The sequence below is a fragment of the Pseudanabaena cinerea FACHB-1277 genome (genome assembly GCF_014696345.1).
GTDB lineage: Bacteria > Cyanobacteriota > Cyanobacteriia > Pseudanabaenales > Pseudanabaenaceae > Pseudanabaena > Pseudanabaena cinerea.
Map to the genome: position 1 here is coordinate 1 of NZ_JACJPY010000089.1, position 16239 is coordinate 16239.

Annotated in this window: 20 protein-coding genes and 1 tRNA gene; 10 read left to right on the top strand and 11 right to left on the bottom strand. The window is 43.9% G+C overall.

Annotated elements, in window-relative coordinates:
- Window positions 1-396: 396 nt before the first annotated feature.
- The 3 genes from H6F44_RS19095 to cruF all read left to right on the top strand — a co-directional run bounded on the left by H6F44_RS19095 (window position 397) and on the right by cruF (window position 2682).
- Window positions 397-1017: a Uma2 family endonuclease gene (locus H6F44_RS19095; RefSeq protein ID WP_190352618.1), complete on the top strand. Its 621-nt coding sequence runs from the start codon at window positions 397-399 to the stop codon at window positions 1015-1017.
- Between the two features lies 1 nt (window position 1018).
- Window positions 1019-1594 (top strand): tetratricopeptide repeat protein, encoded by a 576-nt coding sequence (locus H6F44_RS19100; RefSeq protein WP_190352619.1) that lies wholly within the window; start codon window positions 1019-1021, stop codon window positions 1592-1594.
- Between the two features lie 167 nt (window positions 1595-1761).
- A complete protein-coding gene (cruF, locus tag H6F44_RS19105; protein ID WP_190352620.1) occupies window positions 1762-2682 on the top strand; it encodes a gamma-carotene 1'-hydroxylase CruF in 921 nt (306 codons plus the stop codon).
- Between the two features lie 48 nt (window positions 2683-2730).
- Here cruF and H6F44_RS19110 read toward each other — a convergent pair whose 3' ends face one another.
- Window positions 2731-3420 (bottom strand): response regulator, encoded by a 690-nt coding sequence (locus H6F44_RS19110; RefSeq protein WP_190352621.1) that lies wholly within the window; start codon window positions 3418-3420, stop codon window positions 2731-2733.
- Window positions 3421-3637: 217 nt separating this feature from the next.
- Here H6F44_RS19110 and H6F44_RS19115 point away from each other — a divergent pair, with 217 nt between their 5' ends.
- Window positions 3638-3862, top strand: a complete 225-nt coding sequence (locus H6F44_RS19115; protein ID WP_190352622.1) for a DNA-directed RNA polymerase subunit omega — start codon at window positions 3638-3640, stop codon at window positions 3860-3862.
- Window positions 3863-3919: 57 nt separating this feature from the next.
- Window positions 3920-4306 (top strand): DUF1818 family protein, encoded by a 387-nt coding sequence (locus tag H6F44_RS19120; protein WP_190352623.1) that lies wholly within the window; start codon window positions 3920-3922, stop codon window positions 4304-4306.
- Window positions 4307-4333: 27 nt separating this feature from the next.
- On the opposite strand, the gene H6F44_RS19125 is transcribed toward H6F44_RS19120, so the two are convergent.
- Window positions 4334-5560, bottom strand: coding sequence for a chromate transporter (locus H6F44_RS19125; RefSeq protein WP_190352624.1), 1227 nt, complete (start codon window positions 5558-5560; stop codon window positions 4334-4336).
- Between the two features lie 138 nt (window positions 5561-5698).
- On the opposite strand from H6F44_RS19125, the gene H6F44_RS19130 reads away from it, so the two are divergent.
- Window positions 5699-6301, top strand: coding sequence for a gamma-glutamylcyclotransferase family protein (locus tag H6F44_RS19130; RefSeq protein ID WP_190352625.1), 603 nt, complete (start codon window positions 5699-5701; stop codon window positions 6299-6301).
- Between the two features lie 66 nt (window positions 6302-6367).
- Here the strand turns inward: H6F44_RS19130 and rsmI are convergent, their stop codons facing one another.
- The gene (rsmI, locus tag H6F44_RS19135) at window positions 6368-7207 is read right to left on the bottom strand and encodes a 16S rRNA (cytidine(1402)-2'-O)-methyltransferase (protein WP_190352626.1); all 840 of its coding nucleotides are present in this window, start codon (window positions 7205-7207) and stop codon (window positions 6368-6370) included.
- 3 nt (window positions 7208-7210) lie between these two features.
- The gene (locus H6F44_RS19140) at window positions 7211-7534 is read right to left on the bottom strand and encodes a phasin family protein (RefSeq protein ID WP_190352627.1); all 324 of its coding nucleotides are present in this window, start codon (window positions 7532-7534) and stop codon (window positions 7211-7213) included.
- Window positions 7535-7707: 173 nt separating this feature from the next.
- On the opposite strand from H6F44_RS19140, the gene H6F44_RS19145 reads away from it, so the two are divergent.
- Window positions 7708-8190: a peptidylprolyl isomerase gene (locus tag H6F44_RS19145; RefSeq protein ID WP_190352628.1), complete on the top strand. Its 483-nt coding sequence runs from the start codon at window positions 7708-7710 to the stop codon at window positions 8188-8190.
- A 120-nt stretch (window positions 8191-8310) separates the two neighbouring features.
- Here the strand turns inward: H6F44_RS19145 and hmpF are convergent, their stop codons facing one another.
- From hmpF to H6F44_RS19170, 5 genes are all read right to left on the bottom strand, one after another.
- Window positions 8311-9981, bottom strand: a complete 1671-nt coding sequence (gene hmpF, locus H6F44_RS19150) for a pilus motility taxis protein HmpF (RefSeq protein WP_190352629.1) — start codon at window positions 9979-9981, stop codon at window positions 8311-8313.
- A gap of 472 nt (window positions 9982-10453) precedes the next feature.
- Window positions 10454-11482: an ABC transporter permease gene (locus tag H6F44_RS19155; protein WP_190352630.1), complete on the bottom strand. Its 1029-nt coding sequence runs from the start codon at window positions 11480-11482 to the stop codon at window positions 10454-10456.
- On the bottom strand, window positions 11482-11667 hold the full coding sequence (locus H6F44_RS19160) for a hypothetical protein (RefSeq protein ID WP_190352631.1): 186 nt from the start codon (window positions 11665-11667) through the stop codon (window positions 11482-11484). The genes H6F44_RS19155 and H6F44_RS19160 overlap by 1 nt, the downstream gene beginning before the upstream one ends.
- Before the next feature lie 59 nt (window positions 11668-11726).
- Window positions 11727-12479, bottom strand: a complete 753-nt coding sequence (locus H6F44_RS19165) for a hypothetical protein (protein ID WP_190352632.1) — start codon at window positions 12477-12479, stop codon at window positions 11727-11729.
- Between the two features lie 16 nt (window positions 12480-12495).
- A complete protein-coding gene (locus tag H6F44_RS19170; protein WP_190352633.1) occupies window positions 12496-12909 on the bottom strand; it encodes a GIY-YIG nuclease family protein in 414 nt (137 codons plus the stop codon).
- Window positions 12910-13039: 130 nt separating this feature from the next.
- Here H6F44_RS19170 and H6F44_RS23635 point away from each other — a divergent pair, with 130 nt between their 5' ends.
- The 3 genes from H6F44_RS23635 (at window position 13040) to H6F44_RS19180 (ending at window position 13963) form a co-directional block, all read left to right on the top strand.
- Window positions 13040-13174, top strand: coding sequence for a hypothetical protein (locus H6F44_RS23635; RefSeq protein WP_277874139.1), 135 nt, complete (start codon window positions 13040-13042; stop codon window positions 13172-13174).
- 41 nt (window positions 13175-13215) lie between these two features.
- Window positions 13216-13758, top strand: coding sequence for a flavin reductase family protein (locus H6F44_RS19175; protein WP_242016659.1), 543 nt, complete (start codon window positions 13216-13218; stop codon window positions 13756-13758).
- A gap of 133 nt (window positions 13759-13891) precedes the next feature.
- Window positions 13892-13963 (top strand) — tRNA-Gly (locus H6F44_RS19180).
- A gap of 89 nt (window positions 13964-14052) precedes the next feature.
- Here the strand turns inward: H6F44_RS19180 and H6F44_RS19185 are convergent.
- Together H6F44_RS19185 and H6F44_RS19190 are read right to left on the bottom strand one after the other, a co-directional pair.
- Window positions 14053-14757, bottom strand: a complete 705-nt coding sequence (locus H6F44_RS19185) for a GUN4 domain-containing protein (RefSeq protein ID WP_190352634.1) — start codon at window positions 14755-14757, stop codon at window positions 14053-14055.
- Between the two features lie 117 nt (window positions 14758-14874).
- Window positions 14875-15429: a hypothetical protein gene (locus tag H6F44_RS19190; protein ID WP_190352635.1), complete on the bottom strand. Its 555-nt coding sequence runs from the start codon at window positions 15427-15429 to the stop codon at window positions 14875-14877.
- Window positions 15430-16239 lie beyond the last annotated feature (810 nt).

Sequence of the window (16239 nt, forward strand, 5' to 3'; positions counted from 1 at the left end):
TCTCTTCCCGATTTCGGCGATTTCCTGTCTTGCCTGTCCTGTGGTCTCCTTTTTCTACTTGCATTCTTCCTGCCTCCTAATTACTTTTTCAGCAAGCCCTATTTAGTCTTTCACCTATTTAGTCAAGGCAAATTCTTCTCGGATCTACGTAGCAATATCCCATCCCGATCGCTCCAAAGCAGATGTAATATATTTGGTGCAAATATCACGCTCAGATTTATCTCAACTAGCGCCCCTTTTTGCAAAATAGCCCCTTGTTTGCTACAGCCACATAATTCTTGTCTAATATTCTACCTTTGTCTCAGGCAAACTGCTCTAAGTTCTAAGTCAGACTGAAAGGCTATAGCGATAAAATCAAAGCAGTCGCCTAAATATTTAGAGTTGAGGATCAGGTCAATGACCATGCAATTACTCTCCGAACCCAATATCACAGATTCCTCCGTAAACCCTCAAATAGATCTCCAAGGCAATGCCCATAAACTCCTGTTTACTCCTGAGCAGTATCAACTTATGGATGAAGCGGGTGTGTTTGCCCAAGGCGATCGCCTCGAATTAATTAATGGAGAAATTATCCAAATGTTCCCCATTGGCATGAAACACGCTGCCTGTGTTGCTAGATTGAGTGCAATATTTACCAATCGTCTCTATGGTAAAGCGATCGTCTGGACACAAAACTCAATTATTCTGCCCAACAAGTCGCAACCACAGCCCGATCTTGCCATCTTGAAATATCGTGATGATTATTATGAGAATGGCTTGCCAACACCTGAAGATATTTTGCTGATTATTGAGGTTGCTGATAGCTCCATTGATTATGACCGTGATGTCAAAGCGCCCCTATATGCCGCCGCAGGGATTCCTGAAATGTGGTTATTTGATGTCAATCAAAAATTAATCACAGGCTATTCCCAGCCATCACCATCGGGCTATAAACGCATCCAGCATTACGAAGCAGGTGATGTGTTAGCGATGGTTGCTTTTGCTGATGTTACTTTTAGGTGGGATGAACTTTTTTAGAATGCAAGCAGATAATCCCCAGAATAATTCCCAGAATAATTCCCAGAATAATTCCCAGAATAATTCATCAAATAACCCCGAAATTAATGCTGACATCGTAGCTACAGAGCTTTATCAGGCGGGGGTGACAAATTTTGAAAGTGGCAACTATCAACAAGCGATCGCCACGCTAGAGAGAGCCAAAAGCATCGCCGCTTTTGATAGCAAACTTGGCGGCGATATTTTAATTTGGTTGGCAAATGCCTATGATGCGATCGGTAAGACCGAACAGGCGATCGAACTCTGTCGCCGCCTGCAAAGACATCCCACAGGCAGCATTCGCAAAAATGCTCGTTATATGTTGGGTATTTTTACTGCGCCACAACTTAGCAAATTGGAGGGGGTAGTTTCTGAAGTGCCGCTTTTGCAATCGCCCGATCGCTACGAAGCACGCCCAGTCCGCAGCAACAAGAGCAACGATCCGAAACCATTTCGCGAAATCCCCCTAGAGCGCCCCAACAACAATACGCGCAATAATTTTCTATGGTTGGCGATCGCTATTTTTTTAATTGCCCTAGCGATTTTGGCTAACCGATAACTTACGGTGCTTTGCACTCAAACCTAAATCCAGACAGGGTTTTTAATTTAAGAAATGGCTACGCCATTTCTTAAATTGGTATAAATGGTATGTTAGCTTATACTTTTGTTAAGCTAAACTGTTAAGTTAATTAAAGAAAAACTCAAACTTTGGGAGTACATGGCGTGATGAGGCGAGCGATCTCCGCACATTGGTTAAATTTGGGAATGCACTTAGCATCAATGGTCTTTGGGCTATTTGGCTTAATTTTGGTGTTGCCAAACACGACCTTTATTGAAAGCCTATCTGAGGCGGGTTTACAAGTATTTTCTTGGGGAATGCAAAATGGCGGTGCTTCTTACATGATTTTTGGCGCGATCGCCGCCTTTCTTTACGGCAAGCAGACGATTGGACTTAAACGCACCCTTGCCTTCTGCATCCCCGCGATCGGGCTATCGGTATCCAGTGAATTGCTAGGCACTAGCACAGGCTTTCCCTTTGGTGCTTATGCCTATCTCAGTGGACTCGGTTACAAAATCGCTGACCTCGTACCCTTCACAATTCCCCTGTCTTGGTTTTACATGGGCTTTGCGGCATTTTTAGTATCCGCAACCCTGATGCGCTTTGGCACAGGTTGGGGTTATCGCTTAGCCGCGATCGCCCTTGGAGCCTTAATGCTCACCTCATGGGACTTTGTACTCGATCCCGCCATGAGCCAAACCCCTTTTCCTTTCTGGGAATGGCATCAAGCAGGTGAATTTTACGGAATGCCTTACCAAAACTTCTTTGGTTGGTTCGGCACTGGCTCTTTATTTATGACCGTGGCTTCCGTGATTTGGGGTAAAGACAATCAACCCATCCTCAACCGTCAGCAACTTCTCTTTCCCGCCATTATGTATGCAGGAAACTTTGCCTTTGCCTTAATCTTGAGTTTTAACGCAGGTTTTTATGTGCCAGCTTTACTAGGGATCATGGTTGGTGCTTTACCTTTAACCATTCTCTACTTCACCACCCCTCAAGAATCTCTGCCCACGGCGATCGCTAGCACATCTGTCGCAGTGATGCCAGTAGAGCCTTCTAAGGTGGAGAGCGTAGCTACCCGCTCTTAATAAAACAGCAAAAACAAGGGCGCGGCTTAGCCACGCCCTTGTTTTTGATCACTTACCCTGTAAGGCTTTTAGCTCTCTCAATATGACCATCAGCCCTTTGTTTTGATGCTCAATCTGCTCAGAAATACGATCAACACGATCACTTATGGTTTTGATTGCTTGATCCTGATGATCAATTCTGGTATTGAGTTCAGTAAAACGGGCGACAACCTCGCGCTGAATTAAGTTCTCAATACCTTGAACTAAGAGCGTTTCCGTAGATGTTAGGCGGGAGAGAATAGTCTGTAAACTTGGCTCTTCTGATGCGTGAGTGTCTCTAGAAATAACCTCTGATCGTCGATCTGGCACAACCGAGACCGTTGCAGGGGCATCAGGAGGCAGAAAGTTTTGAATGCGTGAGACTAAGACATCGGCTTCAAAAGGCTTTTCGAGAAAGTCAAACTCTGTAAATGGTTCAGGAACATGCTCTGTCACCTGCTCCTTGAGTCCAGATATCATGATGACAGGTACTTTTTGCAACCCTTCAACTCGGCGAATTGCTTGGAGTGTTTGATAACCATTATATTTGGGCATCACAAAATCAAGCAAGATCAGATCTGGAAAGGTGCGCCTTGCGGCATCTAGCCCAGATTTACCGTCACTAGCTTCTAGCACATCATATTTACCCGCCAAAATGCTTTTGACCATTTTGCGGATCATGATGCTGTCGTCAATTACCAGTACTTTCTTTTCAGTCATGGATTTGAAGAATCCGCCCCAAATAGCTATGCAAGTCCATCTTATTACAGCACAAAACCTATTGGCTTTAAAGTTTTTGTCCTTAAATTTTGCAATTGCAGCATTTTTTATTTTTTTGCAAGCAATATAAAAGCTCAAAACCATTGCAGCTTGCTGCAAGTTTTTATTTTGGATCGCGATCGCGCTAGACTTAAGGGGTCTGTTTTCTTTGGTATTTATGGCAAAACGTTATTCTATTGATTCAGCACAAGTGACAAGGCGTGTTGAAGAGTTGGTCAACGCATCTTCTAACCGTTACCGCATTACTGTGCAGGTTGCAAATCGGGCAAAGCTCAGACGCTACGAAGATGATGACTATGATGATCGCATGATGAAGCCCATTCTTAGAGCCATTATGGAGATGTCAGACGAGATTTCACAGCCAGAGATTTTGAGTGATTAGTTTTTTTGGCTAAAAGCTATTAGCTATTAGCTATTAGCTTTTAGCCAGATGACCGTTATGCTAAATTTTATAGATCAAAATTCATCCAAGCAATTACTCAGTGGCGAGGGATGGCGGGTTGGCTTTCGTGGTGACGTGGATGTTTATAAAGGTTTGGTTGGGGCAGATAGTTGGGCGATCGAGCTAACCGAATCTGAGTTTAAGGATTTTTGCAAATTGACTTTGCAGCTTGTGGATACGATGCGGGTGATGGCAATAGAGCTGTCGGATGGGGAGAAGATTTGTTGTACTTTGGAGACTGAGGATATTTGCCTTGAGGTTAATGGCTATCCCCATGCCTTTAATTTGCATTTTCAGCTATTAACAGGGCGGCGTTCTGAAGGTTTTTGGGATGAGATGGCTGTGCCTCATTTGATCACGGCGATCGGATTTTTCAAAACATAAAATGGCGTAGCCATTTTATGTTTTGGGCTAAAAAGATTTCCAAAAATAGCCGATCGCTGCGCCAGCGATCACTAGCCATGCGGAATTGATTTTTGGGAATTTTAGCAATGTAATCAAACTAGCGATCGCGATGATCACAGTGGCAATATCCAACAGGGCGCTGCGCCCTAGCTCCCATGCTACGGCTGCCATCAACCCCATAGAAGCGGCATTTACACCATCTAGAAATCCTGATGTCCAAGGCGATCGCCGCAATTTGGCAGCAAGGGGATTGATGACGGGTACAAGGATAAAGGCAGGTAGAAATATGCCAATCGTCCCTGCGATCGCGCCGAGATTGCCCGCCACGAGATAACCGATAAAGGTGGCGGTGGTTAATATAGGACCTGGGGTAAATTGACCAATGGCGATCGCATCTAATAGCTGTTGTGAGGTGAGCCAATGGGTGCGCTCTACAAATTCTTGCTGCACAAAGGCAAATAATACATAGCCGCCACCATAGAGAACTGCACCAATTTTCAAAAAGCTCAGGAACACAGCGATCCATGTTTTGGGGATTGTGGCAGTAGCGGCGATCGCACCCAAAGGAAAAGGGGAAAAGGAAAAAGGAAAAATAAGACTGTTGAGGGACTTGCGATCGCGGAGGTTGGTGACAATGCTGACTATTATGCCTGCACCGAGCATGAGGGCGATGTCATTAACTTTCAGGAAGTAAAGGGATAGCACTAATAGACCAGCGATCGCGGTGACAATATTTTTGATGGCAGTGCGTCCTAGTTTCCATAATGCTTGGATTACGACTGCAATAATTACTGGTTTCACGCCGTACAGTAAACTTCCCAAGGTAGGGGTAGTTTGATAGGCGACATACATGGCGGCGATGCCCCAAACGATTAACATTGCTGGCAATATAAAGCTTGTACCTGCAACGATCGCCCCTTGCCAGCCCCTTTGCTCTAAGCCGATGTGAATTGTGAGTTCGGTGGAGTTGGGACCAGGAATTAAATTGGTAATACTTAATAGATCTAATAATTTTTCACGGGGCATCCATTGACGGCGCTGCACGACTTCCTGTTCGATTTGGGCTATATGGGCGGCAGGCCCTCCAAAGGCGATCGTGCCTAACTTGGCGAAGATGATCGCCAACTCTTTTAAGGAGGGCTTAGATATGAGACTGACTTGATTATTGATTGAACGATCTATCTGAAAATTTAGAGGATCTTCTATTGGCTCTAGTTTTGTATCTTCGGACATATTTTTAAGTTTTTATGAATGGTATTTCAGTAATATTCACTGTCTCATCAGGATACATAAGCCCCTATACTTTTCGTATGTATCCCTGAATACAAGCAGTTTTTGGTTGATTTTAAGTCAACTTGGCTAAATACCGATATGCAAAATTCACAACAATTACAGAATCGTATTCCCAATAGTCATCCAACATTGAGCGATCGCTCTGAGCAGCTTGAGCTTTCAGAATCAATGTTCTATTACTTTGCCTATGGTTCTTGTATGTGTCCTGTGGATTTGCGTCGATCGCTAGGAGAGCCGACCCATCTTTATGTAGTGGGAGTGGCGCGATTAAATGGATATCGGCTAGGTTTTTATTACCATTCACCCCACCGCGACTGTGGCTGTCTTGATATTGTCCAAGATGCTAACTCCTATGTGGAAGGGGTTTTATATTGCTTGCCTAGCCGCCTTAGCGATCGCCTCGACTTGCGAGAAGATGTCTCTGGTGGCGGCTACCAACATGAGCTGGTAACAGTCAAGGTTGGCAAAAATATCTATAGCAATGTCCGCACCTACAGCGTTGTCAATAAGCTCACTCGCGAGCTTGCCCCCAATGATTGGTACTCCAGTGTGGTATTACGCGGCGCTTCCACCTGCGGTTTGACAGAACGCTATTTCTGGCAATTGTTCTATCATATCTATCAGTTACAACTACTACAGGTAAAGGGCAATGGTAACAGAGTTCAAGAACGTACTGGATAAAGGAATGGCGTAGCCATTTGTTGATTTGGCTTCATTCTGTACTACTTAAAATATCAACTCAAAATATCATGGCAAGGTGAGGGCAAGCTGATAAATTTGACGGCGTGGCAGTTGCAACATCTCGGCGATCTGACGACTTGCCTCTGAGCGAGATGTCCCCGCGTCAACCAAACTTTGCAATTCCTTTAAAATATCTGCCTCTGTCCAATTAATTTTTTCCTTGGGCGCAGCGCCTGCCACCACTAGGGTAAACTCGCCCTTAGGGGCATGGTCGGTAAAATGGGCGATCGCCGCCGCCAAATCACCCCGCCAAAACTCTTCATGGATTTTAGTTAATTCCCTAGCGATCGCCAAATGACGATCCTGTCCCAAAAACTCTGCTAAATCGCTAATGGTGCGTAACAAGCGATGGGGTGATTCGTAGAGAATCATTGTGCGTGATTCCTGTTGCAAAAATTCGAGGCGATCGCGCCTAGCTTTGTTATCCACAGGCAGAAAACCCTCAAAGCCAAAATGCGCTGTGGCAAGACCTGAAGCGGTCAAAGCCGCAATTCCAGCCGTCACCACAGGAATCGGCACGACTCGAATCCCCGCCGCAATACAACCCTGCACCAGTTCCACCCCTGGATCAGAAATCGCAGGCATCCCTGCATCAGTCACGAGGGCGATCGCCATGCCCTGCTGCAATTTCTCCACCAGTTCAGGGACGCGCCGATGGGCATTATGCTCGTGGTAACTAATTTGCGGTGTCGCGATTCCGAAATGGTGCAACAGCTTACCCGTATGGCGCGTATCCTCCGCAGCAATCAGATCCACCTGTTTTAAAGTGGCGATCGCCCTAAAGGTCATATCTTCCAAATTGCCAATGGGAGTCCCCACCAAATATAAAATCCCTAAATCAGCCATTAACTAGCGCCATTGTTTATTTTCTAGATCCCGCATCTGTCGCTCTAGGCGATCGATCCGCCCCCGCAACTCATCCATCTCATTTTGACGTGGCACACCCAAATCCTGCATCACATTACGGATTTGACGCTGAATTAATGCCTCCAAATTGCCCTGCTCAGACTTTAAACGATTAGCAATATCATTGAAGATTTCCGAAGCCTGTTCGGGATCAACCTTGCCATCTTTCACCCAATCTTCACTAGCTTCCTTAATTTTCTCTAGCACAATTGAAGTTGTGCCGACACCAAGCATAAGTAACTGCTTAAGCAAACTATTGGTATCCATTTTTTGCAAAACCCTATAGACGATATACTTACTGAAGGACAAAGCATCAGCAAACTTAAAACTTTAATAAAGTTTGATTAATTTTGCCATGCGATCGCAGGTGACAATCCAACTTTAATTGGGTGAGACGTGCTACTTAACCTTACTACAATAGCTTTTAAATTAATTAATCTATGATCCGTGTCGTAATCGAAACCGTAAAGGGAACCATGCGTGCTGAACTTGACGATCAACACGCCCCAATTACCGTCAACAATTTTGTTGACCTTGCCAAACATGGCTTTTATGATGGTCTTACCTTTCATCGGGTCGAACCAGGATTTGTGATCCAAGGCGGCGATCCACTGGGCAATGGTACTGGTGGCTCAGGCGATCGCATCAAATTAGAAATCTTTGCTGAAGGCGACAGCGCCGCCACCATCGGTCAAATCTTGACAGGCGGCAAAAAACCAGTGATCAAGCACAACAAGGCAGGCGTATTCTCAATGGCTCGCACCAACGATCCCAACAGTGCCACCAGCCAGTTTTTCATCACCCTCGGCGACGCATCATTTCTAGATGGACAATACGCCGCATTTGGCTATACCGCCGACACAGAAGTAGCTCAAGCCATCCGCCGAGGCGACAAAATTATCTCCATCAAAGTAGAAGACTAGTCAACTTGCCTCTCATTTAAAAAAGCGGTGCAAAGCACCGCTTTTTTAAAGCTAACTAATAGATCAAGCTAAAGCACTTAGATCAAACTAAAGCACTTAGATCAAGCTAAAGCACTTAGATCAAACTAAAGCACTCAAAGTTGCCTGCAAATCGGCAATCACCTTAGAAATATTGCCCACACTATCGCCCGACTGTTGTTTTGCCGACTCCAACTGAGGGCGAATCGCGTCCACAATATCCTGCACAGGTCTTAACAACTGCTCTTGAGCAACGATCTGACCCGTCATCTCAGCCACAACCTTAAGGCGGTCATAGTGCTGCACTTCAGCCGTCTTAATCACCTGCTCCTGTTGCAAATGCTCCTGTGCTTGCTTCGCCAACATTTCCTGTTGCTGTTGCGTATAGTTTCGCACCGCATCAATTTGGCTTTCCATCTTTCGCAATTCCTGCTCTTGGCGATTTTTCTGCGCCTCAATCTGCGACAGCAAAGGTAACAAACTTTGAACAGGGCTAACCTCGACAGCAATTCCTTTGCGGCGATCTAGAACTGCCTTTTGTTGGTTTAGTACAGACACGCGCTCCTGCATACCACGGCGCATTCCCGAAACGCTTTCTTCCAAAAGCTTATACTGCTCCTCCGCAAATTCCTTATTGCTCTCAAGTTCAATTCTGGCAAATTGATCAGCCTTTGACACTTGACTTTGCAAATCAGCAATTTCTCCCTCTAGCCCCGCCAGTTCATCTTCTTGGGCACTAACATAATTAGCTAATTTATCAAAATCAGCCTGAAGAGCCTTAATCGTTGACTCTAGCTCTTCAATTGGCATGGACTGCAAGCGTCTCTCTTCCTCTGGGCTAAGCACTTCGACCCCACCCCCAAAGGACTCGATCGCAGCCGATGTCTGTTCGTAGAGTTCTATTTGTGCCTCAAGTTGCACCCTAGACATAGCCATATTATTTTCTTGCAATTTCAAAATGCCACGCTGTGCCTTAAGCTCTGCTTGGGCATCGGCAAGGGCAATTTGCGTTTGCTGCCACTGTACCTTGCGGTTATTTAGCTCTTCCGTTGACTTGTTGAGATTTGCCTTTTGTTTTTCTACCTCAGTCTTTAAACCATCTAAATTTTGCCAAAACTTGGTTAGTACCTCTTGGCGCTGATTAATGATTTCTAGAGCCTTTAAAATATTTTGTTGCGAAGCTTCTGGTCCCTTTACCCCCGCAGATAGCTGCGTCAACAGAGTTTTTACCTGTTCTGCTTGCTCCGTAGATAGGGCGGCGGCTTTAGCCTCAAACTGTCCACGTTCCGACTCGATTCTTTGCCGCAATTGGTCAATTTCTGCCTTTTCGGCGGCAAATTTCGCTTCTAGCTCTTCGATTTCCTGTCGTCTAGCGTCTAGATGCTCTAGCTCTATTTCTTTCTGCTCTAGCTCCTGCTCGCGGCGGTGCAGTTCCTGACTTTGAAAATTCAGGGATTGCTTCCACTGCTCGACCTCTTCTTCGGCAGATTTATATTTGTCCTGGGATCGCGAAAATGCTTGCAGAATATTGACAATCTTCTTAGACGCATCCTGTATGCTTTGGACTTGATTGCTGCCAGTGATCTCGGCAATAACCATTTGTGCATCTTTGAGATCCTTCGCTTGGCTAGAATCTTGCAGAGAAATAACCTGTTCGTTTGTAATCGGTTGCCAAACATTTTCACCCGTATTACGTGCTAGTAATCGGACAGACGCATTACCACCTAATCCAAAAGCTGCTTGGGTTTTTTGAAGTTCTGCTAAGTACTGCACGCTAAATATACTCCTACTTTACTGATGCTGATGCTAACTTTCAGATTGACATGACGAAAGCGCAAAAACTCGTCACAGAAAACACAAAATGAAACAAGAAATGAAAAAGAAATGAAAAAGACGGGATAAAAATTAAACACAAGTTAAAAGGTCAAATAAGACTAAAGACTGAAAAATAATAGAATATGGGTCAGAATCTGTTCCAAAGTTCATTTATTTCATGTCATGTTTAATCAGATTGAGTACCTTAGTGCTATTTGTGCATATTGAATTATTGAATTGAACAAGCATGAATATACTTAATACTAATACTTAATACTAATACTTAATACTAAGTATATAGTAACCAAGTGTATGGATATTTGTGATACATAACCTTGGAGAAATGCCAGTTATTGCTCGAATTTTGGTGGATATTGTGAAGTAACTTGACCAATTAAGTAGACCTGTCTGCACAGAGAGATTGTTTAGATTATTGTCTAAGATCTTTGGGGTCGAGGGCATCCCGCAGACTGTCACCTAGTAAGTTAAACGATAGTACTGTGAGGACGATCGCCGCCGCAGGAACCCATACCAACCAAGGTTGCAGCACAACTATTGAGGCGTTAGTAGATAAAGATAGCATATTCCCCCATGAGGGATCAGGAGGCTGAATGCCTAGTCCTACCAAGCTTAGTACTGCTTCAACTACAATAAATCTGGGTATGGCTAAAGTGGCTGAGATAATAATAAATGTAATTGTTTGGGGCAGCACATGATTGATGATAATTCTCAAAGGGGATGCCCCTGAAGCTTTGGCTGCCAAAATAAACGACTGCTCCTTGATCGATAGCACCTGCCCGCGCACAATACGGGCAAGCCCCGACCAAGACACAAAGGAAATAATGGCAATGATGAGGGCAAAGCGTTGAGTATTGCTGATTTGCGGCGGCAAAATGGCCGCCAATGCTACCAATAGATAAATTGATGGTATGGACATCAAAATTTCGACACAGCGCATCAAAATCACATCAACCCAACCGCCAATATAGCCAGAAATGCCACCCACTAGACAGCCGATCGCATAGGAAATCGTAGTACCGATAAAGCCGATCAACAAACTCACGCGACCACCATGCAGCATTCGGGTTAGTTGATCCCGCCCTTGCTCATCGGTTCCTAGTAAATAAAAGCGCCCTTCACCTTCGGTGCTAAATAAATGCCCATTGGCAAAAAGGCGAATTGGGGATGGCTTGGTGTAGTCGGTTATGAGAGCGCGATCGCCTGTTTCGAGATCGACCTTGCCTTGACTAGTGGGATATACATGAGCGCCGATATAGTTGCCTTGGTGATCGCGCCAATGAATCTCTGAAGGCGGTAGCAGCGCCGCCCCTTGCAATGAATCATTTACCCCATAGGGACTCACAAAGTCGGCAAAGAGAGCAGTGCTGTAGAAGATTGTCAAAACTATGATCCCAATCCAAGCTAGAGGATTAGCTTTAAGTCGATTCCACCAATTCATCAGGAGCCTTTAAGTGCTTTAAAGAAATTTTTGCGATAGTTACCATTCATGGCAAATAGGATTGGCCACATTAGCGCTAGTCCGATCTGGTTGCCAGAAAAGTCAGTGCGCCGAAATCCTTGCAAAAATTTGACAATGCCTGCGACATAGACCAACAAAAGCAAAATTAAAATTAGTTTTGGCATAAACGCTTCCTACGACATATTCATTTCTATCTTATTGCAGTTTTTAAATGATGATGCACTCATTTAAAAACTGCAACTGGGGTAAAATAACCTGCCCAATATTGCCATAAATGTTCGCCAATATTGTTTTCCTGAATGTAGCTATCGCATTTGCCAAGATAGGCTGCGGTGATCGCACCAGCTTGGATCGCAACTAGGGGATCATATATCTTAGCGCGATCAGTGACTAGGCTCCAATCTTGGGGCGTACTCAAAAAATAATAAAGGGCGATCGCCACTTTCGCACAACTAGGGTCATGGGTATGGTGAAAGGTGATCGCACTAGCACCCTGCTCGGCAAATTTATGAGCCTTCTGGATCTGAGCTAAAAATTCTGGCTGTGATGTGAATGGTTGGCTGAGGTTCCGCCTCTTAGTGAAGTCTTGGCAAATTTGGCTAACAAAGTTGTGGGGCTGCATCTTGCTACGACAGGCATAGGCGATCGCATAGGCAAGCAATAGCTCTGGAATATCGACATTACTATAGTTTTGCAAATCCAAAATCCGCGATCGCATCTCCGCCAAATCTTGATGCCAATATGCACCAGTCAAAATTGCTATTACCGCACGATCGAGATTGCCATAGTCTTGATCGCTATCTGAAAAATCCGCGAGCCGATCCGTAACTACAAACTTGACCAATTTTGCGAGGTGATCGCCATAATCTGAAGGCGTGGTTAACTGTAGACTTGTGGCAATGGCGTGAAACCGATGTTTTAAAGTATCAGTAAAGATATCGTTGATATATGGCGATGTATGCTGTGATTGGTACATATTGACTAGATTGAGACTAAGTTCTGGTTAAGAAAATGTAGGCAATGACGGCGATCGCTCCTAACAATAACAAAGCGTAAACCATAACGCGCCCCCACACTGCCACAAATAAGCCACACAACTGCCAAAACGTAACCCTGGCTGTGCCATTCCATTGAGGTTGGAATTTAGAAATTTCCGCTTTTTCATAGATATGTATCTTTTCGGCGGCTAAAACTCGATAATGTAATCGCCCAAAGGGATGCAGCAACTTAAACTGTTGATAACGATGGTGGCTAGATTGCCAACGATTGCGAAGATTTTTAGTTTTGCCAACATATAAAACTATACCCAGAGCCATAATGTAATACACTCCTGCATCCTGTGGCAGTTCCTTAAGCTTGGTAATAGGTTTAGATGGCAAGCGCCAAATATGTAACCAATCGAGCATAGGTAAATTACTATCCTAAAATATGAATACCTAGATATTTTGCTACTTTTGAGCCATTCTCTAAAAATATGGGTTATAAATGGATTGTTTTGCTTAAGTGATCTAAATTAATTGATTAGGTTTTGCTTATATGACAGACTTTAATCGCGGCATCATGAAATTTGAAAATGCCGATAGCCCAGTTTCCATTATCCTATCGAGTATTGTTATCCTCAGTGCGATCGGGTTCCTGCTTTGGTGGGGTTTTCAATCCGCTTACGTCTAGCACTTTTTAGCTATCATTACTAAACAACAAAGAGGTTAGCATTGCTAGCCTCTTTGTTGTTTAAAGCCAACTTTTTGGAGCTAATTCCTAAATCCATGACCGAAAATATTTCTCAAGATGAACAATTAGGCGCGGCGATCGGGGCAATTCCCGCAGGCTTATTCATCCTCACCTCACAGCAAAACGACAAAACTGGCACGATGCTAGCATCATGGGTGCAGCAAGCAGGTTTTAACCCGCCATCGATAACTTTTGCGATCGCAAAAGGTCGTGCTTTTGAAGAATTTGTAACTGTAGGCAGTCCCATAATGGTAAATATCGCCGCTAAAGGCGATGGCAAAGTTATTGGACATTTTGCCAAGGGTTTTGCCCCTGATGTTGATCCCTTTGCGGGGGTGGAAATAGGCACTGCTGCCAGTGGACAAAATTATATTAATTCGGCGATCGCCTATCTCGACACCACTGTCACCGATAGTTTTGATGCTGGCGATCACAGGATCGTTTTAGCAACCATTCATAGTGGTGCAAAGATCAATGATGGTGAGTCCGCAGTCCATATTCGCAAAAACGGCTTCAAGTATTAATAAAAAGGGATTGCTGTGCAATCCCCTTTTATTTTTTGAATATTTTTTGAAAGTAGTTGACATTGTTAACAAAATTTGGCATATTAATAAAGCACAAAACACAAGCGCAGCAAATCACAAGTGCAGCAAATTTGCGGGTGTGGCTCAGTGGTAGAGCATCTCCTTGCCAAGGAGAATGTCGTGGGTTCGAATCCCATCACCCGCTTAACAAGTTCAAATCAATAAATTCAAATTAGAAAGTAAGATTAGAATATTTGCGGAGCAAATATTCTAATCTCGTTTTTAGTTTGGTTTTTATGACCAAGCGGGATGTGAAAATATAGCTAGCATCGTTTTATTGCCGCGCAACTGATTAGACAGAGGCAAATGTCCCCTTGGGGCATCTAGATTCCAGATGAACTCATTGGGATAGCGGGTAAATGAGCCACTCTTTTTCCAACCAATCTTTAGCCAAAACTTCTCCCACCCCTTACCAACACTCAACCAAATCTTGCGCTGTACCGAAAAGCCAAATTTTCCTTCAGAATAGACTAGCCACAATTGATTAATTGTTTGCAAATCACTGACGGGGATTAACTTCGCCTCTGTAAAATATAGCCACCCCCTTGCTAGCGCGTCATCACTTGCTGCCTCGCATAGTTTTTTACTGGTGATCCGATCTGCCTCTTCAAACTCTTGCTTTGCCAAAAGAATTTGGATCGGCTGATAGTCGATCGCTTTCTCAGATCGCAATATCACCACACCATCAGCATAATAGGTTTGTACTAAAGCGATCGCCTTGGGCAGTTGGCTTTGCAACAGGATTTGATGAATTTTGCCATCGACCCATGTTGGCTCTGTATTTGTGGCAATATTTTCAGTCTTACGGGATTGGATGAATTCCTCCAAAACCTGCAATCCTTCCTCTCCGAAACTAACAATTTCCGCGATCGCAGGTAATTGATTTGCCTCTTTACCTGAAAATAATTTATCTTTTAGCGCAGTTAACTTTGTATCCATCAGAACCTTAGAAATCGCAAAACTTGCAAAATTAGTGCTTAAAAACCATATCAGGCACAATTTAGTCAACCAAACAGATCAGCGCCATAGGCGCTGATTTTGAACTAGTCAATAATGTTAGTCAATAAAGCCCATCAAACCCACCTGATCGATCGCATTAGATGCCACAGGACGAGTACCGCCCATCTGAGAATAGGTGTCACTGACAACTAAACCCGATGAACCCACAGGACGCTCGCCTGCGGTGTAGAACTTACTGACAATTTTGAAGCCATCTTCTACGACAGGCCGCTCGCCTGATGACATAAATGTGCCAGTAACATGAACACCATTGCTCACGATTGGACGCTCAGCCCCCATTGTTGTGTAAGTGCCACTAACTACAAGCTTGCTGGCTTCGATGGGGCGTTCGCCTGAGCTATTGAAATATTCAAAGGCGCGGAACCCACCATCGACAATGGGGCGATCGCCATAGTGCTTGATGGTATCGGTCACGGTTAATGTTCCCTTCTGTTCGACTGATACAGGTTTCGTTTCCTCTTTGACCGCAAGAGCTGCAATATCAACGGTGCTAGTTTTGCTGTCAGGATCTGACTTTGCCTTTGTTGCAGTACGACTGGACTTATCCTCAGTTTTAGGGGATTCAGGCTTTTGGCTATCGATAGTACTCATAATTTTATATCCTCAAAAATCTTATTTAATATTAAATTAAGAAATGGCTATGCAGTTTTTTAATTTGAAAACCCTTGCTAAGCTTGGGTTTTAATTCACAAAAGTGTTGCCACGTTTTCGTGAATTGGTGCAACTATATGCAGAGTGCAAATGAGAGATCAATCTAATCAACTACAAGAACTTGCGCTTAATTGCTGCCAATTACTGTACGGATTAGCGATCAGTATTCCAATAATTATTAGAAATTGTTACAAGAATATGCAAAGCATTACTGTCACCCCCTAATTCTACAGAAAAAGCCTATGGTCTTAACATTATCCTAAAATATCTTTATTTTTGCATCTTAAATTAATTTGCATTGTCTGGCGCTAATCTGAGAATAGTTTAAGCCCCATCTGGCTGGGATTAAGATGATTAGTGATGCAGCGCTTCGCGCCGCTAATTCTTGAGTGGGAAGGGAGCGAGATATCTGCCAAGATTTTCAAACACTTTGGTCAACCCATCAAATAAAGATAATCATGGTTGCCTGTAAATAGCCGCCACTAATAAGAATTGCTGATCTTTATTGTGATTAGTATAGATACATTTTTTACGGACAGGTGCTAAACTAGCGCTTAAAATCTTAAGCACTTAAAACAGACCGCGTGATTCTAATTGCACTTGCGACTGTTTTGTTGTTTTAGGGTTTCCGATGGTTCAACTACTGTTGAACACCTGACGGGGCGACAAAAGATATGGGAAGTATGAGTAGATGGGGATTTGAGGATTTAAGATAAAAAAGATAGGTCAAGTCATAGTAAGTATGACCTA